The 21354-nt window shown below is 56.9% G+C and carries 14 protein-coding genes and 1 tRNA gene; 1 reads left to right on the top strand and 14 read right to left on the bottom strand.

Annotation, left to right across the window (positions count from 1 at the left end; translation table 11 throughout):
* The 14 genes from pknB to HMPREF2710_RS02350 all read right to left on the bottom strand — a co-directional run.
* The coding region (pknB, locus tag HMPREF2710_RS02285; RefSeq protein WP_070599314.1) for a Stk1 family PASTA domain-containing Ser/Thr kinase at nt 1–1915 on the bottom strand (1915 nt) is incomplete at its 3' end.
* Nucleotides 1916–1962: 47 nt separating this feature from the next.
* Nucleotides 1963–3720 (bottom strand): protein kinase domain-containing protein, encoded by a 1758-nt coding sequence (locus tag HMPREF2710_RS02290; protein WP_049360704.1) that lies wholly within the window; start codon nt 3718–3720, stop codon nt 1963–1965.
* The gene (locus HMPREF2710_RS02295) at nt 3717–5156 is read right to left on the bottom strand and encodes a peptidoglycan D,D-transpeptidase FtsI family protein (protein ID WP_049363742.1); all 1440 of its coding nucleotides are present in this window, start codon (nt 5154–5156) and stop codon (nt 3717–3719) included. The genes HMPREF2710_RS02290 and HMPREF2710_RS02295 overlap by 4 nt, the downstream gene beginning before the upstream one ends.
* The gene (locus HMPREF2710_RS02300; protein WP_005507381.1) at nt 5149–6609 is read right to left on the bottom strand and encodes an FtsW/RodA/SpoVE family cell cycle protein; all 1461 of its coding nucleotides are present in this window, start codon (nt 6607–6609) and stop codon (nt 5149–5151) included. The genes HMPREF2710_RS02295 and HMPREF2710_RS02300 overlap by 8 nt, the downstream gene beginning before the upstream one ends.
* The gene (locus tag HMPREF2710_RS02305) at nt 6602–8365 is read right to left on the bottom strand and encodes a PP2C family protein-serine/threonine phosphatase (protein ID WP_049341960.1); all 1764 of its coding nucleotides are present in this window, start codon (nt 8363–8365) and stop codon (nt 6602–6604) included. The genes HMPREF2710_RS02300 and HMPREF2710_RS02305 overlap by 8 nt, the downstream gene beginning before the upstream one ends.
* A 3-nt stretch (nt 8366–8368) precedes the next feature.
* Nucleotides 8369–8833 (bottom strand): FHA domain-containing protein FhaB/FipA, encoded by a 465-nt coding sequence (locus HMPREF2710_RS02310; protein WP_049341961.1) that lies wholly within the window; start codon nt 8831–8833, stop codon nt 8369–8371.
* Entirely contained in the window at nt 8833–9714 is an 882-nt protein-coding gene (locus HMPREF2710_RS02315) for an FhaA domain-containing protein (protein WP_049341962.1), read from the bottom strand. Before HMPREF2710_RS02315 ends, HMPREF2710_RS02310 begins: the two co-directional genes overlap by 1 nt.
* A gap of 228 nt (nt 9715–9942) precedes the next feature.
* Nucleotides 9943–10029, bottom strand: a tRNA-Leu gene (locus HMPREF2710_RS02320).
* Between the two features lie 131 nt (nt 10030–10160).
* Entirely contained in the window at nt 10161–10463 is a 303-nt protein-coding gene (locus tag HMPREF2710_RS02325) for a PLDc N-terminal domain-containing protein (protein WP_239668365.1), read from the bottom strand.
* A gap of 194 nt (nt 10464–10657) precedes the next feature.
* Complete coding sequence (locus tag HMPREF2710_RS02330; RefSeq protein ID WP_070505492.1) at nt 10658–12220, bottom strand: alanine/glycine:cation symporter family protein; 1563 nt, start codon at nt 12218–12220, stop codon at nt 10658–10660.
* A 337-nt stretch (nt 12221–12557) separates the two neighbouring features.
* Complete coding sequence (gene lysX, locus HMPREF2710_RS02335; protein WP_083294440.1) at nt 12558–15908, bottom strand: bifunctional lysylphosphatidylglycerol synthetase/lysine--tRNA ligase LysX; 3351 nt, start codon at nt 15906–15908, stop codon at nt 12558–12560.
* Nucleotides 15909–15959: 51 nt separating this feature from the next.
* On the bottom strand, nt 15960–17312 hold the full coding sequence (gene nhaA, locus HMPREF2710_RS02340) for a Na+/H+ antiporter NhaA (RefSeq protein ID WP_070505487.1): 1353 nt from the start codon (nt 17310–17312) through the stop codon (nt 15960–15962).
* A 232-nt stretch (nt 17313–17544) separates the two neighbouring features.
* Complete coding sequence (locus HMPREF2710_RS02345) at nt 17545–18069, bottom strand: ferritin (protein WP_049363751.1); 525 nt, start codon at nt 18067–18069, stop codon at nt 17545–17547.
* A 515-nt stretch (nt 18070–18584) separates the two neighbouring features.
* Nucleotides 18585–19136, bottom strand: a complete 552-nt coding sequence (locus HMPREF2710_RS02350) for a MarR family winged helix-turn-helix transcriptional regulator (protein WP_080976899.1) — start codon at nt 19134–19136, stop codon at nt 18585–18587.
* 1489 nt (nt 19137–20625) lie between these two features.
* On the opposite strand from HMPREF2710_RS02350, the gene HMPREF2710_RS02355 reads away from it, so the two are divergent.
* On the top strand, nt 20626–21249 hold the full coding sequence (locus tag HMPREF2710_RS02355; protein WP_044150883.1) for a superoxide dismutase: 624 nt from the start codon (nt 20626–20628) through the stop codon (nt 21247–21249).
* The last annotated feature ends 105 nt before the right edge of the window (nt 21250–21354 follow it).

A 21354-nucleotide genomic window follows, 5' to 3' on the forward strand; every position in this document is an offset into this window, starting at 1 on the left:
GGTTACCGGTCGCCGCCGCAGGCTGAGTAGCCGCAGTAGTCGGAGCGGTCGTCTGAGTCGGAGTAGCAGCCACACGGATCGTCACAGTGCTGTTCTGAGCCACCAGAGTACCCGCCGCAGAGCTCTGCGAAAGCACAGTGCCCGCAGGACGCTCGTTAGTCTGAACAGTCTCAATGTTGGTGTTCAGCAGAACATCCTGAGCGGTCAGAGCAGCAATCGCCTGATCCTTGGTCAGACCCACCAGCGAGGGGACCTTTACCTTACCGGAGGACAGGACAATGTTCACGGTGCTACCAGCCTCAACGGTCTGAGCGCCCTTATCGTCGGTCGAGCCCTTCTCCGGGGACAGCTCCACAACCATACCGGCAGGAACGGAAGCGCTCTCCACAGTGGAGACGCGGCCATCCACCAGACCCAGGTCCTTCAGAGCGTTACGGACATACGCCTCACTCTGACCCTGCAGGTTATCCGGCAACTTGACCTTCTCCGGACCGCTCGAAACAGTCACAACCACGGTCGAGCCCTTATTAACCGTAGAACCGACACCCGGCTCAACGTTGATAACGTCGCCCTTCTTGATGTTGTCCGAGTAGCCCTGACGGTACTCCACCACGAAGCCTCGGTTACGCAGCTGGTTATCGGCATCATCGCGGGAAACATTCACCACAGCCGGAACCTGAACCTGCGGAACCTCATTGAGCTTGTTCTGGTAGTACAGAACCGAGCCGACACTGAAAACCAGCAGAGCCACAATCAGAGTACCCACAAGGAAACGAACCCACGCACGCTTACGCGGCGAAGACTCATCGTACTCTGCGTACTCCTCCTCGTCATACAGTTCCTCATCGTCTTCATACTCGAAGAAGCCGTTGAGGCCGCCGTCTTCCACCGAAGCCTCAGTAATCGAGGTGGTGTACGGGGCGTAATCCTCACCCAGGGAAGCAGTAGTCGCCGAAGGAACAAAAGCAGTAGTCATCGCTGCATCCTGAACCACGGTCTCTTCACCCGGGCGAACAACCGACGCCAGAGCCTGAGCGAACTCAGCAGCACTCTGATAACGCTCATCCGGGTTCTTCGCCAGACCCTTCAGAATCACAGCATCCAGACCAGCAGGAACCTCAAGCGGGGTGAACTTGCTCGGAGGCTCAGGGGCATCCGAAAGATGCTTAGCCGCCAGATCAACATTCGACTCAGCGTCAAACGGAGAACGACCAGCAATCATCTCGTAAATTACGCAAGCAGCAGAGTACAGGTCGCTACGGGCGTCAACTTCCTTGCCGCTCACTTGCTCAGGGGACATGTAGCGTGCGCTACCCATCACCACATTAGCCTTGGTCAGCGCCTCGCCAGCTTCCTCAATGGCACGGGAAATACCGAAATCCATGACCTTGATCTGGCCCGGCTGACCCTTAGCGATATCCTCGCTGGTACGCTCCAGCACCATAATATTCGCCGGCTTAATATCGCGGTGAATGATGCCCATCGAGTGGCTGTACTGCAAAGCACCCAGCAGCTGCTCGGAATAACCCAAAGCATCACGGACCGGCAGATGACCGCCACGGGACAGAATGGAACGCAGAGTATGACCCTCCACGTACTCCATCACGATATAAGGAATAGCGGTGCCCTCTTCCGAAGAAGCAGACTCCCCACCATCCTGCGAAGGGTTATACGAACCGGTGTCATAGACAGCAACAATCGCAGGATTGTTCAGAGACGCCACAGCCTCCGCCTCACGCTTAAAGCGTGCGCGGAACGTATCGTCCTGGGCCTGCTCCGGGCGCAGAATCTTAAGCGCAACCTTGCGACCGAGGCGAGTATCCTCAGCAGCATAAACGGTTGCCATCGCACCGGTACCGATTACCTCGAGTACCTTGTAACGGTTATCAACCGTGTCGGGAACCGACAGGTCCATAAGTTCTCCTGGATCACTAAGACTAAAACTAAATCAAAATGTAGGGGCTAACGCGCCGACGCGGAAGCGGAAGCAGAAGCCGACGCAGACGGTGCAGCAGAAGCGCTCGCACTCGAACCCCTACCCGAACTGGAAGAGGCCACATACATGTCTACATTACTACCAACCGTGACCTTGGTGCCAGATGAGGGGGTAGTACGAAGCACCGTACCGGGGGCCGCCGTGTCTGAATTCTCATAATGCAGAGAAACATTCACACCCAGAGCGGCAACAGCCTTCGACGCCTCATCAACGTTCTTACCCTCAAGGTTCGACGGCAAAGTCACCGACTTCGGACCGGTTGAATAGCGAACAGTCACGCTATTACCCTGCTCCAAAGTACCCGTCGGAGAAACCGAAATCACCGTGTTCTCCGGCTGAGTCGACTCAACACCCTCAGTCTTGGGGGACAGGCCAAGGTTCTTCAGCTCGTTCACCGCATCCTGCAGCTCGCGACCCTCGTAGTTAATCGCGTTGACGGTCACCTTCTGCTTAGCGGCACGGGCAGAAGCAGACTCAGTCGGCTCCACCGTCGAAACGGTACCCGTGTTCGTCGGAACAGCAGACGAAGAAGCGCTCGGAACCGGATCAGTCGAACCGCCACCATTATTGGAGGAAAGAACCGTCCAAATACCGCCAGCAATCAGCACGATTGCCAGAAGCAGAGCAACCCACATCCACACGTTCGATCCACGCTTAGCCGGAGGGGCAACAGCAGCCTTCACACGACCCGAAGCTGGACGCATGGTCTGCGCACCCGTACGAGGAATAGGCGCCGTCGTCGGCTCCGGCGAGAAACGACCACCAGAACCAAAACGCGGAGTAGCAGAAGCGCTAATCGGCTCCGCCGCCACATCCATAGCAGTCATAGCGACAGTACCGTCGTCAGCATTCTCCTCAGCCAAGAACTGCGCCAGCGGAGGAACAGCCTTCACCGCTGCCTTCAGATCGCGGCGACGAATCGCATCCACCGCAGACGCCAGAGCGGTCGCATCCTTAGGACGCTGAGCCGGGTCCTTCGCCAGCAGACACATAATCAGCGCACGAGCAGGAGCCGGGATGGTCTCCGGAAGCGGCGGCGGCGGGTCATTCACCTGAGCCAACGCAATCGCAATCTGCGACTCACCTGTAAACGGACGACGACCCACCAGGCACTCATAACCAATAATGCCCAATGAGTACATATCCGAAGACGCGGTAGCCGCCTGACCGGTTGCCTGCTCCGGCGCCAGGTACTGGGCGGTACCCATCACCTGGCCGGTAGCCGTCAACGGCACCTGGTTAGCCAGACGAGCAATACCGAAATCGGTCACCTTCACACGGTCATCCGGAGTGATGATGAGGTTACCCGGCTTCACGTCACGATGCACCAGACCCTGCGAATGAGCCGCAGCCAACGCGCGAGCGGTCTGAGCAATGAAGTTCAGAATACGGTCCGGCGGCAGGGTAGTCTCATGCTCGATGATGCTCGAAAGCGGATTACCCGGCACCAGTTCCATGACCAGGTACGCGGAGTTGTCCTCCTCACCGTAGTCAAAAACATTCGCTACGCCGGGGTGGTTCAACAGCGCCGTATTACGGGCCTCAGCGCGGAAACGCTCCAAGAAGCCCGGGTCACCGGTGTACTCCTCCTTGAGGATCTTGACCGCAACGATGCGCCCAAGCACCTTGTCGCGAGCTTTCCACACCTCGCCCATACCGCCAATCGCGATACGTTCGGTTAGGGTGTAGCGCCCGCCCAAAGTGATATCAGCCGCAGGCCTCACTTGTTCAACACCGCCTCAAAGAGTTGCTTACTAGTACTGGTTGCCAACTGGGCACCGGTCGCCACGTCAATATCCTCATAAACCACAGCAATCGCAATCTGAGGATCATCAGCCGGCGCGAAACCGGTAAACCAAGAATTATTCAAACCTGCCGTGGTCTCCGCGGTACCGGTCTTACCCGCCACCTTCACACCGGAGACACCAGCATTACGTGCAATACCATTATCAACCGCATTCACCATCCACTGCTTTACCTGGTTAGCAATTTCAGGGCTAGTGGAGGTACGCAGCTTCTCAGGAGAGAACTCCTGCAAAGTGCTCAGGTTGCTGGTCTTCACCGAACGAATCAGGTTCGGCTTCATCTGCACGCCGCCATTCGCAATCGCCGCAGAAGTCATCGCCACCTGCAGCGGAGTGGTCTTCACGTCGTACTGACCAATCGCCGACTGAGCCAGCTGGCTCTGCGTCAGATTCGACGGGAAAGACGACTTAGAAACTGTCAAAGGAATCTTCAAATCCTGGCCGTAACCAAAATTCTCAGCGGTCTTCGCGATACGCTCCTGACCCAAGTCCATCGCAATCTGCGCAAACGGCGTATTACAGGACTGAGCCAAAGCCCACTCAATTGTCGCCTGAGTGCGGGTTCCACACTGGCTGCCAGTATAGTTCGGCAGGCTAATGTTCGTACCCGGCAGAGGCAATTGGGCGGGATTCGCAATGACCGAAGACGCGTTGTACTTGCCGGATTCCAGCGCCGCCACCGCATCAATAATCTTGAAGGTCGAACCCGGCGAATAAGTATTACCGGCAATCGCACGGTTAAACAGGGGGCTGTCCTCATCAGAAGTCAGCGCCTGATAATTCGCCAAAACCGAAGAGCTCGTATGAGCCGACAGAAGATTCGGGTCATAGGACGGCGAAGAAGCCATCGCCAGAATCTCACCGGTCTTCGGGTTCATCGCCACCACAGCACCCTTACGGCCCCGCAGAGCGCTATACGCAATATCCTGAAGCTTCGAATTGATCGTCAGCTCCACGCTAGCGCCCTGCGCGGAAGAACCACTGAACAGCTGCGCCACACGGTCATAGAACTGGCTATCGCTCGTGCCCGCAAGCTCCTTATCCATAGCAGCTTCCAAACCGGTCGCGCCATAAATCGTGGAGAAGTAACCCGTCAGAGCCGCATACTTGAGCGGGTGGTTATACACACGCTGGTAGTTGTACTCATCATCGGACTTCACCGACGAAGCAATCTCCGTACCATCAACCACAATCGAACCACGTGCCGAACCGTAATTATCGTAGAGAGCTCGGGAATTCCACTGATTGTTCATCAGAGTCTTCGAATCGAAGAACTGAATATAGCTGAGGGTGCCCATCAGCAGGACAAACACGCACGCGGCAGACATCCACATGCGGCGAATAGCCCTATCCATTCTTCTCACCTCCAGAATCCTTAGCCGTAATACGCGCCAGAACGCTAGTAGCACCCTCCGGCTCGTAGCTAGTGTCCGCATGGTCAATACCCTGCGGAGCATCATAACCAGCCACCAGGTGAGGTGCGCGGGCGCTATGAGAAATAGACAACCACAGCGCCACAATAATCCAGTTAGCCACCAACGAGGAGCCACCGGCAGACATGAAAGGAGTCGTCAGACCAGTCAGCGGAATCAAACGAGTCACGCCGCCAATCACCACGAACAGCTGCAGAACCATGACCGTAGACAGGCCAGCAGCCAGCAGCTTACCGAAACCATCACGAGTACCCAACGCCGCACGGTAACCGCGCGAAACCAGGAGCATGAACATCATCAGGATCGCGCCCAGACCAACCAGGCCCAGCTCCTCACCCAACGAGGAAATAATCATGTCCGAGTTAGCGTACGGGACGAGGTTCGCGCGGCCCTGACCCCAACCGCGGCCAAAAAGACCGCCATAAGCCAGGCCGAAAACGCCCTGCAGAATCTGACCCGAACCGCCAGGAGACGCCTGGTAAATCTCCGGATCAAAAGCATGCACCCACGCATAAATACGGGCGTGCACGTGCGAGACATAGTGGTACGCGAAATAGCCACCCACAGCCATACCGATACCCGCAACCACCAGCCACGAAATACGACCGGTCGACAGGTACAGCATCGCCATGAACAGACCAAAGAACATGATTGCCGAACCAAGGTCCTTCTGGAACACCAGAACACCCAGGCTCACAATCCACGCCAAGAACACCGGCGCCAAATCACGCAGACGCGGCAGATTAATCGGACCAATACGGCGGCCAGCCACCAGAATCAGGTCACGGTGCGTCGCCAAATAGCCGGCGAAGAAAATCGCCAAAGTAATCTTCGCGACCTCACCCGGCTGGAACGTGCGGTTACCGATATGAATCCAAATACGAGCACCATTAAGCTCCATACCCAGACCCGGAACCAGCGGCATGATGAGCAGAATCATCGACAACACCAGCGAGGTGTACGTGACCTTACGTAGCAGACGGTAATCCCTGAGCACGAACACGATAATCGCGCACAGCACCATAGACACGCCGGTCCACATCAGCTGACCATCACCCACCGGCGCCGCAATCTGCGGGTCCAGACGATAAATCATGGTCAAACCAATACCGTTCAGCGCCACCACCAGCGGCAGAATAAACGGATCAGCATAACGTGCGCGGAACTGCATGACTAGGTGAATCAGAAGAGCACCGGCACCCAGCACCACCGTGCACGGCAACCACTGGCTCTTCGACGTATCAAAAGCATGCTCCGGATCAATCAGATACATGCCGAACGAGCTGATACCCACCGCCAAAACCAGCAGGAAAAGCTCCGTGAAACGGCGTGCACGAGGCGCATCCGACTCACGACGGAACGAGAACTTAGCCATTATTCTCACCGCCTACCGCAGCAGGAGCCTCCGAAGAAGCCTGCTCAGGAGCCGGGGATGCCGAATCAGAGCCCGGTGCTTCAGAGCTCGGAGCCTCACTGGGTGCCGCAGAGCTCGGGGAAGCGGAAGCGGAAGCCGAGGCAGACGCTGCAGCCTGCTCAGCCTTCTCACGCGTCTGATCCGCCTGAGTCTTCAAACGAGACACAATCTGGTGCGCATCATCCAGGTCCTTCGCCGTAATCGCATTACGCAACAAAGAACGCGTATGATCGCTCAGCTCACTCGTAGGAATATCGGTATTCTCCACCACGTGAGAAAGGCGAATCGGGCCCAACGCATGCGGAATACCGTTGTACACCGCAACCGTGCCGTCACTCTCACCCACATAGTAGCTACGCTCTACATAACGCAGACCGGTCCACGCAGCCAACGTCAAAACAGCCGCAACCAGCAGAGTAATAAACAGGCGAATCGGCCACGACCTCGGACGCGAACGCTCCTCAGTGTCCTCAGCAATCAGCTCCTCCAGCTCAGCCGGCAGGGCCGCCTCATCAGACTCAACCTTCAACGGCACACGCTGAGCCACCGTCGCACGATGCTCCAGGGTACGAGAAGTCACCGCCGGAATCATGCCGGTCTCAGTAGCCACCGAAGCGGCACCAACCAGCTGATGCGGGCGGGAACCCAACTCGCTACGCAAAATCGCAGCGTTCGTAAGAGCCGCATCCACGGCGTTATCGTACGTACCGATATGGTGACGAACCGCCCCAGAACCGCTGTGCAACAGGGTGCCAGAGAAGTCACGAGCACGACGGAAACGGCGCAACGACCGACGATGATGCTCCTCAGAGTCCTCATCATGGTGCGCACCCAAAAAAGCCTCAGCAGCTTCAGCCGTGGCAGCAACCTCGGGAAGCTTCTGAGTGTTCGTGCTGACCTCCTGCTCCGCCACAATCGAATCAGGCAGAGCAGACTCAGGCAGGCTCGAAGGACCCACCGGCTCATCCACCGGCAGAACCTCACGGTCAATCACCTGCAGAGACACAACCGTGACATTGTCCGGAGCGCCACGCTCCAAGGTCATCGCAATCAGAGTGTCAGCAATCTCAGACAGGTCATCGGTAGAACGCATGACCTGCTCAATCTCCGACAGGGACACCACAGCATCCAAACCATCCGAAGAGAGCACCCAGCGCTCGCCGGGAACAGCGTCCAGAGTCTTCAACTCCAGCTCAGGGGACGCGTCAACATCACCCAGAACGCGCATAATCACGTTCTTATGCGGGTGGTTCTCCGCCTCCTGCGGGGTAATACGACCCTCATTGAGCAGGCGCTGCACAAACGTATGGTCAGTAGAAATCTGCTCAAACTCGCCATCAGCACCCGGACGCAGACGATACGCACGCGAGTCACCAATATGGGCGAACTCAATGCAGTCACCGTCAATCAGCAGGGCAGTACAGGTCGTACCCATACCCGCCAGCTGCGGATCATTTGCCGCCAGCTCATTAATAATCAGGTTCGCGCTCTGAATCTCATCAGCCAGATAAACGCTACCGGTACCATCCTCAAAGTCAGGATGGTCAAGCGGAGTCAGATTCAGAACCGTCGTAGCCGACGCGACATCGCCGCCCACGTGGCCGCCCATGCCGTCAGCAACGACCGCAAGGAAACGACCACCGTAGCCGGAGTCATCATTCTTCGAGCGTTTCAGACCCGTATCAGAGCGGGCCTCAAAACGAAAAGCAATCTTCATACACTAGCCCCTCAACTGCATGGTGGTACCGCCAACGCGGAAATCATCACCGGGCTCAATCGGGGTCGCACGAGTCAGACGCTCGCCATTGACGAACGTACCATTAGTAGAATTCAAATCCTCCAGGAACCAACGGGAACCCTGAGGGAACAGGCGCGCATGGCGACCCGAGGCGTAATCATCCTGCAGAGACACCTCAATGTCATTAGCGCGGCCAATAGTAATCGGCTGGTCGCCCAGCTGCATCATGGCGCCAGCCTGCGCACCGGCAGTAATCACAAGCTGCGAAGGGCGAGTCGGCGGAGGCACAATATGGGTAGCCTCCGGAACTGCATCAACCGGCGCCGCACGATAGTTCTTACCCAAACCAAGGTCACGGCGAGCAGCCGAAACCACCAGGAAAACAAAGAACCAGATGAGCGCCAGAAAAGCGTAACGAAGGATAGTAACAGTCAGTTCGGACGCCATTAACGGACACCTCCGGTCGAACTATGGAAGATGATGCGGGTATTACCCATGCGAAGCAGCGAACCGTTCGCCAGCACCACCGGCGCACGCAGAGGCGCACCATTAATCAACGTGCCGTTGGTAGAACCCATATCGGTGGCGACCACCGCACCACCCTGCATCGAAAGCTGCAGGTGACGGCGAGAAACACCCTTATCGTCCAGACGAAAATCAGCATCAGAACCGCGGCCCAGCACAAACGGCAGGTGGTTCACCGGGTGCATGCGACCCTCAATCTCCAAGAAGAAACGGGGAGCTGCCGTTGCCGGGGGTGCTACAGGCATGCTCGGGCGACCCACAGGAGCCTGCGGCTGTGCAGGCTGCGCGGGCTGTGCAGGGTGTGCGGGCTGGGCCGGCTGAGCAGCCGGCTTCGTAATGCGGGTCGGCAAAGAAGACTCGCGCGGCGGACGCACCGGCGCATAGTTAGTAGCACCACGCAAAGACGGGGACGCCGGAGCCTCCGGCACAGAGAACGGCTCGAAGGTCGCAACAACCTCAAACTCGCCCTCAGAGAGAGAATCAAGAACGTTGAAGGTCACGCGAACCGCACCAATCAGGGTGTAACCCTGCGCGCGGGCGTGCGAAATCGCCAAATCGCACAGCTCAACAGCGAACGGGTTGCCCCACTCGCGTACGCGAGGGAAATCAACCGGTGCGAAACGGAGAGTATAGACATTAGGAGCCATAGTGCGGCCACTGCCGTCCACATAGGACTCGTCATCCATCATGATGCGGACGCGGTTAGCGACATCCGCCTTCGCAAAGGTGCCGAAGCCCTTGGAAAGGCCGACAGTGCGACCGATGCCTTGCTCCAGCTTGCCCAGCTTGTCGAAAAACTTCATGCCGCCTCCTTCTCAACGACCATTCCGAGCAACAGACCGCGCAAACGGTCTTTATCCGAAAGGCTCAGTTTAACGAGCGTGTCTGTGCGTTAGCTGTGTGTCCTGTGAATGAACACACCCGATTCTATTTTAGGTGATGCACTCGCCATCGCTCTGGAACCCCGTCATTTAGCGGGGGATTGGTTATGGATATGAAAAAATCCCCGGTTCTTTCGAACCGGGGATCGTTGGTGCGCGAGGGGGGAGTTGAACCCCCACGCCCTCACGGGCACACGGACCTGAACCGTGCGCGTCTGCCTATTCCGCCACTCGCGCATGTGTCTTACGGTGTATCACCGCAGGCAACACATAAAACTATACGGACCGCATGCGGTGCTGTCCAATTGAGAGAGTGTGACCTTCGTTACTTATTATTGGTGGGGGTGTCAGAAAGAGCCTCCGAGGCGTTACCAGCCGTCCTCCTCAGAAGCCGCCGTATCGGAAGCAGTCACCTCGGAAACAGCCGCAGAAGCCTGCGCTCCGCGTTCCTGCTCAGTACGCTCCCGGTCAATACGTTCCAGACGCGCACGCAACAGCCACGTCACCGGACCCACATACGGCAGGCACAACACCAGCAGAAGCCACTTCAACTTCTGCACCTCCGAAAAATGCGGGTTCCGATGAATCGTCACCAGGCACAGCAGCGCCAACGCAATACCCGCCAGAAAAACAACCGTGACCACCAGCTCCAGTACGGCACGCCAATCCATAAACCCTCCTAATATCCTCCCTAAGGATACAGACCCCGGACACGCCCCGGGATATGCATTAGGACGCACCCAGAACGTGCGCTGGCAGGCACGCCATCCGCACGCCCCTCGGGCGTGTAAAAGGGTCCGCCCCGCACACAGCAGGACGGACCCTCCGCAAAGCCTTACGCAGAAACCTGCGTGTAGCTCACAAACTAGCGGCTAGCCTTCTTAGCCTTCTTAGCGGCACGACGCTCAGCAACCTTCGCATCATACTCAGCCCAGAACTCACGGGTAGTCACCGCATCGGTGCCATCCCACGCCGCCAGATTCTTAATCTCCGGCATATCCGAAGCCTTGAAAATCGGCTCCAAACCAGCCTTACGCTGAGCCTCGTAATTCTTCAAGACCGCAACCACCTTCGGGGTCAGCAGCAGCACAGCCGTCAAGTTCACAATCACCATGCCGGCATTCAGCATATCCGCGGTAGTCCACACCAGATCCAGCGAAGAAATCGCGCCGAAGAACACGAACGCCAGAACCAGCACCCGGAAAATAGTCATCGGCAGCTTACGCTCAGTCACGAAACGCATGTTCGACTCGCCGTAGTAGTAGTTACCAATCACGGTCGAGAACGCAAACATGAAAATAGCGATGGTCAAGAAGTGAACCGCCCAATCGCCCAGCTGCATAGCCAGCGCCGACTGAGTCAGCGACGCACCACGAGAACGATCACCATAGGTCGGGTTCGACAGCAGAACAATAAACGCAGTCACAGTACACGCCATCATGGTGTCAAAGTAAACACCCAGAGTCTGCACGTAACCCTGCTTAGCCGGGTGAGAAATAGTAGCGGTCGCGCCAGCGTTCGGAGCAGTACCCATACCCGCCTCGTTAGTCAGCAGGCCACGCTTCATACCCCAAATCACGGCGCCCATCGCGCCACCGGTCACGAACTCCTTGATGCCAAAAGCACCCTGGAAAATCATCAGCAGCATCTCCGGAACCTTGCCAATGTTCAGCAGAACAACCAGCAGACCCAGCAGCAGATACAGTACCGCCATAATCGGCACCAGCCACTCAGTCACCGAAGAAATCGCGCGAATACCACCGAAAATAATAGCCGCAGTCAGCGCCACCATAATCAGACCAATAGTGATGCGGAAGCCCATCGAGTTAGTACCCGAAACATCAATGCTGAACGAGTTCGCCGCAGCATCCACCACAGCATTCGTCTGAACCGCCACAAACACGAACGCATAAGTGACCACAATGAACGCCACAAAGATGTAACCCATCCACGGAGCATTCAGACCGCGCTTCATGTAGTACGCCGGACCACCAATATAGGAATCCTTACCGCGCTCCTTATACAGCTGACCCAGAAGGGACTCCGCAAAAGCAGAAGCCGCACCAACAGCAGCAATAACCCACATCCAGAACACAGCACCCGGGCCGCCCATAGCAATAGCCAAAGCAACACCCGCAACAGTACCGGTACCCACACGAGAAGCCGCCGAAACAGTAAACGCACGGAACGAAGAAATGCTCTTCTTACCGTCAGCCTCACGAGCAACCGGGTCACCCAGGACGCGGATCATTTCCTTAATGGAACGCCACTGCACACCGCGAGTGCGGATCGTAATGTACAGACCAGCCGCAATCAGAGCGTAGTAGAGGAAATTACTCCACATCCAGTTCTGCACGGCATCCACGGAGGAAGTCAGTTCCGCAGTCTGCGTATTAATGTCCCCGATGATATTCAGAAGAAAATCCACTCGGCACTCCAATCTTGAAAGCAAAAAGCCCGCACGCTCAAATCCGAAAGACGGACAACGTGTGGGCTACATTGCTGGGTGGCGCGGACTCAAAGCCGCGTAACGGAGACAGATACACTCCGTATGATTAGTCACCTCATTGTGGGGTGCGCAACCCTCACGGAGCAACTTAAAAAAGGGGTCAAATGCAAAATGTAACGAATACTTAATATATGGACAGAGTAAATATAGACTCCGTGGAGGTGTTGACGGCACCGGCAGGGCGGGCACAACAAGCCCGGCACAAGGTACAAAACCTCGCACCGGGCTTAGCGGAGAAGCGTGGGTATCAGTCGGGCTACGAACGCTCAGGCTTCACAAACGGGAACGACAACACCCCACGAATCTGCGTCTGAGCCAACAGCATCACCAAACGGTCCACACCCAGACCCAAACCACCCGTCGGCGGCATACCCGTCTCCAAGGCGTAAAGGAAATCCTCATCCACCTCCATCGCCTCCAGGTCACCCGAAGCCGCCTTCAACGACTGCTCCGTCAGGCGCTCACGCTGCACCAGCGGATCCGCCAGCTCCGAGTAGGCACAGCCCATCTCCATGCCGTTAATCACCAAATCCCAACGCTCCGCCAAACCCGGAACACTACGATGCGGCGCCGCAAGCGGACTCGTCTCCGCCGGGAAATCCGTATAGAACGTCGGCTCCACCGTATGCACCTCAACCAGCTCACCATACAGTTCCTCAACGATGGCACCCGGACCCATACCCTCGTGAACACGCACACCGTGCTGCTGCGCCAAAGCCAGCAACTCCTCAAAATCCGTCTGCACATCCACTCGGCGACCCAGCGCCTCCGACAGAGCATCACACACCGACACCACACGCCACGGACCCGACACATCACGCACCACGCGCTCGCTCGAAGCCTTACGACCCAGCGGCAAAGACACCGAACCAAACACCGCCTGAGCGGCATCCTTAATCAGACGCTCCGTCAACTCACGCATCTGCACATAATCCGCATACGGACGATACGCCTCAAGCACCGTAAACTCCGGATTATGGGTCGCATCAGCACCCTCATTGCGGAAATCACGACCCAGCTCATACACCGGACCGCTACCGCCCACCACCAGGCGCTTCAGGTACAGCTCCGGCGCAATACGCAGCGTCAGATCCTCACCGTACGCATTGATATACGTGCGGAACGGGTGCGCGCTCGCGCCACCGTGCACCGTATGCAGAATCGGGGTCTCCACCTCAAGGAAGCCCTCCGCATCCAGGCGGGCACGCAGTGCCTTAATCACCGCGGTACGCAGGCGCAGATTCTGCATCTGGTCCGGATGCACCAACAGGTCTGTGGAACGGCGACGCAGGCGCGCCTCCGGGTCAGTAAAGGAGTCGAAGGGGATGGGGTGCAGGCTCTTCGACGCCATGTACCAGGAGGCGGCAATCAGCGATGGAGTGCCGTTACGGCTCACCCCGTAAGTGCCCTGCACGATGATGATGTCGCCGGTATCCAGGTTGCGGGAGGCGAGGCTCAACGGGCGCTCGCCCACCAGGCTGCGTTCCATGACGACCTGAAGAGTTTCGCCACCCTCAATCAGGGTCGCAAAGAGGACTCCACCGTGGTTGCGAAGCGCGCGAATACGCCCCGAAACCATGAATTCTGAATTTGGAATATTTTCAGAAGAGAATATACGCAGGGCATCCTTCACGCCCAGAATAGGCGCACCATTACTGCGTATCTCACCACCCAGCGGATACGGATCCATGCCCGCCGCACGCAGCGCCTCCAGATGGCGCAGACGGTGCTGAGTCTGATCGCTACGCGACACCTCAGGAAGCTCTTCCACAGAAGCGAGCTGCATCTGGCGAAGAGCCTCCAGCTCATCTGTAGAAAGAACCTGCTCCTGATCCTGCAAACGGCGCGCCGACAGATTCGGCAAAAAGCCCTCCGCCATACCCGACGCAACCACAACATTCGCCATCGCCAACGTCGGCTCCGTCGCCAAAAAACGAGGAACCCACAGCGGGGCAAACTTTAGATTGAAACGATACAGGCGGCGCAACTGCAGAAAACGATCCAGCACACCCAAAGAGCGGGAAGCAAAACGGTTCCACGCCGACGCACCCACCTGATCAGCAGCCTCAAAAATATGGCCAAACATCGCAAAATTCAGCGACACCCGACGCACACCCAAAGACGCCGCCTGCTCCATCAGCGACGCCACCATAAACTCCACCACACCATTAGGTGCCTCAGGGGAGCGACGCATAACATCCAAAGACAGCCCCGTAGGACCCCACGGGACGAACGACAGCAGAGCCACCATCTGACCAGCCTCATCATGAGCTGACACCAGAACAGACGAAGAATCCGCCGGATCATTCACACGATTCAGAGCCATCGAGAAGCCACGCTCCACACGCCCATGACGCCACGCCGAAATATTCTCCGCAACCTGCTGACGCTGCTGCTCGTCCAGCTCCGCAAAGCGACGCATCTGCGCCGTGTACCCGCCGCGACGCACACGCTGAACCGCCTGACGCACCGGTAGCATCGACGTGTCATTGAGCGTGAAACGGTCCGCCTCAAGGACCGCCTCCTCACCCATCTGAATAATCGACAGGCCCGCACGGTTATAGGCGCGCGCACCCGCCTCACTCACGCTCAGCGCCGCAGGAACCCAACCATAGCTACGCGCCTGCAGCATCCACTGCTCAATGGCGGCATCCCACGAATCGGGGTCACCCACCGGGTCACTCGACGCCAAGCACACCGAACCCACCGAACGGTACGTAATCGCCGCCCTCTGATCCGGAGAGAAAATCACCTGCTTATCGCGGCGCGTCGCAAAATAGGAGAGTGAATCATTGGCGCCATACTGCTGCAGCAGAGCGCGAATCTTCAGCTCCTTCTCACCGGTCCAGGCGTCCGGGGCACGGTAGCCGCGCGCCAACAGGTACAGCGCCGCAACCAGCGAAGCACCGTAACCAAACGACGCTAAGAAAGCCACCACATCGGCAGCCCAAACACCAGGATGCGTACGCTCAATACCCATGCCGTGCATGAGTAGCTCCCACGGGGTGATGAAACGCAACGGCTCCCACACACCAATGTGGCAGAGGTACCAGAGCACCAGGGTAGTCAGCAGGATACCGCCAACAGCCGTCAATGCCGCACCCACCCACGAGAGGCGACCAATGCGTGCCGGGAACGCCGAACGAATCGAGAAAAGGAACGGCACCAGCACACACGCAAACACGATGGAGAGAGTATCGACCGTCGAGGAGAAAATACGGTCCTTCGGCATAATCCCCGCGGGGAACGCCAGCGTGAAAGCGCTATGGGTCGCAATCAGTGCGCCCAGCACCTGAAAAACGATGGCTGCAATGAGGGCAGCGCGCTTGCGCACAATCAGGCCGGAAACCAGCACAATCATCGTAATGGCGCTGGGCAGAGTATGCGTGGAGGGAATATTCAGCAGGTCCGCGGTAACTTCCCACCAGGTGAAGCCGCGGCCGCGCCGCAGAGGAGAGATAATCCACGCAAATGTGGTCAGAAGCGCGGCAAAAGAATACACCCCGATGACCACGCGTGCTGATATCTCTGCATACCTTGAAGGAGGTGCGGGCGCCTGCCCTGCTCGTGCTGTACGGCGACGTGAGGTAGTGCGGTGAGACATCATGATCAGCGAGGAATCGGGGTGTAGAGAAGGTATTGGACCTAAAGAATCTGGCTAGGCTTCAGCCTTCGGGTCACGGTAGGTGCCCTCGAAGACATCGGGGATGCCATTGTCGTCAGCATCCACGGTTTCCTTCTCGGCTAGGGCGCGGTAGTGCTTGTTGCGGCGAGACAGGATAGCCGCACCCACAATGGCAGCCAGAACAGAGCCGACGAGAATCGCAATCTTTGCGTCTTCGGTGTGCGGGGAACCGTGCGGGAAGGAGAGCTCAGCCACCAGCAGGGACACGGTGAAACCGATACCACCGGTTGCAGCCAGACCGACCACGTCAATCCAGGCGATATCCGGGTCGAGGTTAGCGTTCTTGAAGCGGGTCACGAGCCAGGTGGTGCCGAAAATACCGATGGTCTTACCGGCAACTAGCGCAACCATAATGCCGACCGCCACGGAGTCGGTGAGGGCGCGTCCGAGGCCTTCAAAACCGCCCACAGCCACACCCGCGCTGAAGAACGCGAAGATGGGCACGCAGATGCCGGTAGAGAGGGGACGGAAGCGGTGCTCCAGCACCTCCGCAAGACCGTGCTCAGCCTGCGCCGCCTCAGAGCGAGCGGACATCTTCACCGGCACCAGGAAGCCCAGAACCACACCGGAAATGGTCGCGTGAATACCGGACTCAAGGAAGAGCGCCCAGGTGATAATACCCAGGGGCAGAAGCAGCAGCCAGGCAGCCAGCGGCTTCAGATGCAACATAGTCTCACCGCGGTAGGCAATGAACGCGAAAAGAGCGAGGGGAATGAGCGCGAAGAGCAGGTACTCGCCATGGAAGTTATTGGTGTAGAAGATTGCGATAATGCAGATTGCGATCAGGTCGTCGACCACAGCCAGGGTCAGCAGGAAGACGCGCATCGCCGAGGGGAGGAAAGTACCCACGGCGGCGAGAACAGACACCGCGAACGCGATATCGGTTGCGGTGGGGATCGCCCAGCCGTGCAGAGCGGTGGGGCTGGTGAAGTTCAGCGCCGTGTAGATAATCGCGGGCACTGCCACGCCACCGAAGGCAGCCGCAATCGGCACAATAGCGGTGGACGGCGACTTGAGGTCACCGATCACGAATTCTTTCTTCAGCTCCAGACCGGTGAGGAAGAAGAAGACTACGAGCAGACCGTCTGCTGCCCAGGTGCCGATGCTCATCTGCAGGTGGTTGAAGCCGGGGATGACCGGGCCAACAACGGTGTCTCGCAGACCAAAGTAGAAGGTGGATGCGGGGGTGTTGGCGAGTACTACTGCCAGCACCGTTGCGATCAGAAGCACGGTACCGCCGACGGTTTCTGCACGCAGAATATCGGCTACGCGGCGTGAGTTGCTATAGGAGCCGCGGCTGAGGGTATCTGGGTTGGTGTGAGTCATTCTCTCCTCTTTCTGCCGCGGTATTCTGCGGCGTCTAAGGCTTTTAAGTTTACTCTGCGCTGTATGAGTATTCGAGTACCCGCTGGCGGCTTTTAGCTCCTGGACGGTGCGCTGCAATGATTTTTCGTGGTTTATATGCATAAACGTTCCGCCCTCCCCACGGTGCGTGGGAAGGGCGGAACGTTTTAATATTCTGCGTGGTCGACTAGGTGCCTAGCCGTCAAACGAGAGATTAGGAACCAGCGATTGCGGGTGCGCCGGACTCCTGGCCGTGGTCGTCTGCCAGCTCGCGTGCAACGTAGTTCTCCAGGTCGAAGAGGTTGCCGTTGGCGCGCTTTACGACGGTCACGAGGGTTTCCATGGTGGCGACTTCCTCGACCTGCTCCTTCAGGAACCAGAGGATGAACTGCTCGCCCAGTGCGTAGTTCTCAGCGCGTGCTGCGGAGAACAGTGCCTCGATCTGACCGGTGACGACCTTCTCCTGTGCCAGGGACATGTCGACGATTTCCTGAACGTTCTCGAAGTCGTTCTTGACAGCGGGAACGGAGGGAATCTCAACCTTGTGGCCACGGTCCAGCTTGTACTGAACCATCATGAGTGCGTGCTCGCGCTCTTCGAGGGACTGGCGGTAGAAGAACTTAGCCAGCTGGGGCAGATCCTCACCGTCGAGCCAGATAGCCATGGACAGGTACTGGTGAGATGCAGCGAACTCGTGGCCGATCTGCTCGTTCAGAAGGTCGTAGAAAGACTTAGACATATGGTTTCTCCTTATATGGTGATTGCTCTTGGGCGCCGGATGGCGCGGTGCAACCTGTTGATATTTATCGTACGGGGTGCTCTGGGGCGTGTACAGAGAGAAAAGGCTAATCGGTGGGGTAGATGAGGTACCCCTGACATATTGTCGCCATAACCCTTAGTGTGGATGCCCTGAATACTCTCTTTGGATTGAGTGGTATTGGGTGTGTTTCCTTGAGATTTCGCGGTTTAACGGGGATAGACAGCGGGTTTAAAAACCACAAACCCTACGGTTCAAGGTAAACATAGAGACACCATGTTGGGTGCCCGCGCACGGGGCTAGAGGGCGCAAAAAAAATCTTAAAAATCTCTCGAAAATGCGGCGAAACTGGTGTGGCCAGAACCCCGATGCGCCCCCAACCGCCTCCGTAAAGGTTGTTCTGCGCGCACCTTTAAAGAGATAAGGCACGTTCCCGGTGGGGAATGTGCCTTATCTCTGGTTCTCTCAACTCTCATCCCTCTGTGGGGTGGAGGAGGTTATTGTGCGGGGTATTCTCCGCGCTTTAGCGCATCAATCGAGATGACATTTGAAGGAGTATCACCCAGAACAGCCTTACCAATCTCGGCAAGCTGCTCAACCTGCTCGGGGGTGAGGTGATCGAAAATTTGGCGGCGTACTTCGCCAACATGGCTGGGTGCGACTTCCTGGATCTTCTGCTCGCCTGCGGGGAGCAGGTGGCAGATGCTCACACGGCGGTCTTCAGCACTGAGGGAACGGCGGACGTATCCATCCTTCTCCAAACGCGCTACGACTCGTGAGAGGCGTGCGGGAAGAGTGTTCGTAGTGATTGCCAGCTCGGTCATGGTCAGGGAATGATCCTTGGACTCGGAAAGCATTGCAAGCACCATGTATTCAACGAAGCTGATGCCAGCCTCGGTTTGTAGCTGATTCTCTAGCTTGCGGGTGAGGCTGAAGATGATGGAGCTGATAAAGAGCCAGCCTTCTCGCTCTTGCGGGGAGAGCCACTGGGTGGATTCGCTGTGCGAGGCATTCTCCGGCTGCTGCGCAGACGTGGTTGGTATGGACACGAGATTGGTTCCTCTTTTATCGGATATGGAGCTCTCTTAAATAAAGAGAGAAGTGGCGTGTTGGCACCCATTGTAGCGAAAGGTCTGACTAGGTGACTCAAAATTGGTACGGTCAAGTAATGGTTGACACTTTGGTGCTAATTTTTTGAGGGGTGCTAGGGGTATCTTTTTGCACGCGGTGACTGCAAATACCCAGGGTAAGCAAGTGATATGCGACATATTTAAAAAGATTTCTGGTACAAGTATAGACGAGACCATACCAAGAAGCACCTCCGTGCATAATGCCAACTTCCGCGGAATATCAGGGTTTTTTGGGTGGTGGAAGAAAATTCTCGGGCCGGCAAAGAGTGTTCCGAGGTCGAAAAATAACGAAACGGTAACAAAAATTTTAAAAAAATCTCGGTTTTGGCTTTGCAACCGTAATGAAACCGTGTACACTAATTACATAACGGGGTCGAAGGAAGCCTCCGAGGCGAGACCGGAAGCTCGCTTCGATAGGTTCGACTCTCTATTTATCGGTGATTGTCGTCGGTGTACGAGTAACTCGTATTTCTACCGACGGATGTGCGGTGCGGGTGCAGTTCGTGGTTGGGCTGCATTCCGTACCGTATCTTTTTAACTCAAATTTCTATCAACTCACTCTAAGAGCATCCAATGGTCGGGTGCTCTTTTTCTTTACCCTCATATCGGCATCAGCAAGAGCGCTGTACGAGCCGGGGGAGGAGCATACGAGGAGGCGCAAACACCTGTGCTGTTATGTAGCTATACAAGTGTGGCTACGCCGCCTGGCTACACTGCGTACCTGCGGTATTGTCGTGCCGTATCGTGCCAGGAGTGTTATCCACAGGGGTTATCCACAGTGTGGAGAACTTACGCCCGTGTGATTTGGTGGAGCGGAATCGAGGCTCGCCACGGGCCCAATTTAAGAGCTCTGCAGAAAAATTCTTGTAATTACAGGCTTTCACAGCCGTTAAAACCGAGGGTCAGTTCTTAAATAGAAGACCTTTTCACCTTTAAATCCGCGGAACGCCAGAGTTTCCACACCTGTGGATAACCCTGTGCACTTAATCCACCGCCTCCGGCGCTAAGCGGCGTGTAAGGGGGCTCGGCGTCCCTGCCGGCGCCCAATATTTTGGCTAGTAGAAGGAAAAACGCCCCGAGTGAGGGCAAAAATTCTGTAGTTTATCCCCTGCGCATCCCCAAAATGGGGTGTTATCCACAGTAGTTATCCACAGTGTGGAGAACTTACAGCACTGTTATTCACATGAGTGCATACCCTGTTATTTCAAGGCAGAACAGGCCACTGAGCCTGAAGAGCCTGTTGATATACAGGGTTATCCACAGGTGTGGGGAAAAGTTTCCGCCTAAAATCCACAGTCCTGCACGGGTTGGTGCGCACATGTGACGCTCCCCAATTCATGAAAGGTAAAGTAAACGCTACGCTGGTAATCTTTAATACGAGCCAAGTTTTCTAATGAAAGGCATCATCATGGCTGAAAAGTACACTCTCCCCGAGCTTCCCTACGACTACGCGGCGCTCGAGCCCCACATCTCCGCAAAGATCATGGAGCTGCACCACGACAAGCACCACGCAGCATACGTTGCAGGTGCTAACGCAGCTCTTGAGCAGCTCGAAGAGGCACGCGAGAACGGTGCGTACGGCAACGTCTCCAAGCTCTCCAAGGACCTGGCGTTCAACCTGGGTGGCCACACCAACCACTCGATTTTCTGGAACAACCTGTCCCCCGAGGGCGGCGACAAGCCCACCGGCGAGCTGGCAGCAGCAATTGACGAGTTCTTCGGCTCCTTCGACAAGTTCCGCGAGCACTTCACCAACGTTGCACTGACCATTCAGGGCTCCGGCTGGGCAATCCTCGCGTGGGACACCGTTGGCAAGCGCCTCATCATCGAGCAGCTTTACGATCAGCAGGGCAACATCTCCGTTGCACTGATCCCCGTTCTGCAGCTGGACATGTGGGAGCACGCATTCTACCTGGACTACCAGAACGTTAAGGGCGACTACGTCAAGGCATTCTGGAACATTGTGAACTGGGCTGACGTTCAGGCTCGCTTCGAGCGCGCAGTGTCCCAGACCAAGGGCCTGGTCCTCTAATCTAGGTTTTCGTCAGCGCGGTGAAGTGACCGCGGTGAGATAACTGAAACGGGTGCCCGGCGCCTCCATATTCGGAGGTGCCGGGCACCCGTTCGTTAAGCCCCG

Source organism: Rothia sp. HMSC069D01 (genome assembly GCF_001810135.1).
Lineage (GTDB): Bacteria > Actinomycetota > Actinomycetes > Actinomycetales > Micrococcaceae > Rothia.

Coding starts and splice junctions, on each gene's coding strand:
- HMPREF2710_RS02310 (WP_049341961.1), bottom strand. CDS start 8,833: ATGGCGTCCGAACTGACTGTTACTATCCTTCGTTACGCTTTTCTGGCG.
- HMPREF2710_RS02315 (WP_049341962.1), bottom strand. CDS start 9,714: ATGAAGTTTTTCGACAAGCTGGGCAAGCTGGAGCAAGGCATCGGTCGC.
- HMPREF2710_RS02305 (WP_049341960.1), bottom strand. CDS start 8,365: ATGAAGATTGCTTTTCGTTTTGAGGCCCGCTCTGATACGGGTCTGAAA.
- HMPREF2710_RS02325 (WP_239668365.1), bottom strand. CDS start 10,463: ATGGATTGGCGTGCCGTACTGGAGCTGGTGGTCACGGTTGTTTTTCTG.
- lysX (WP_083294440.1), bottom strand. CDS start 15,908: ATGATGTCTCACCGCACTACCTCACGTCGCCGTACAGCACGAGCAGGG.
- HMPREF2710_RS02295 (WP_049363742.1), bottom strand. CDS start 5,156: ATGGATAGGGCTATTCGCCGCATGTGGATGTCTGCCGCGTGCGTGTTT.
- nhaA (WP_070505487.1), bottom strand. CDS start 17,312: ATGACTCACACCAACCCAGATACCCTCAGCCGCGGCTCCTATAGCAAC.
- HMPREF2710_RS02355 (WP_044150883.1), top strand. CDS start 20,626: ATGGCTGAAAAGTACACTCTCCCCGAGCTTCCCTACGACTACGCGGCG.
- HMPREF2710_RS02345 (WP_049363751.1), bottom strand. CDS start 18,069: ATGTCTAAGTCTTTCTACGACCTTCTGAACGAGCAGATCGGCCACGAG.
- HMPREF2710_RS02300 (WP_005507381.1), bottom strand. CDS start 6,609: ATGGCTAAGTTCTCGTTCCGTCGTGAGTCGGATGCGCCTCGTGCACGC.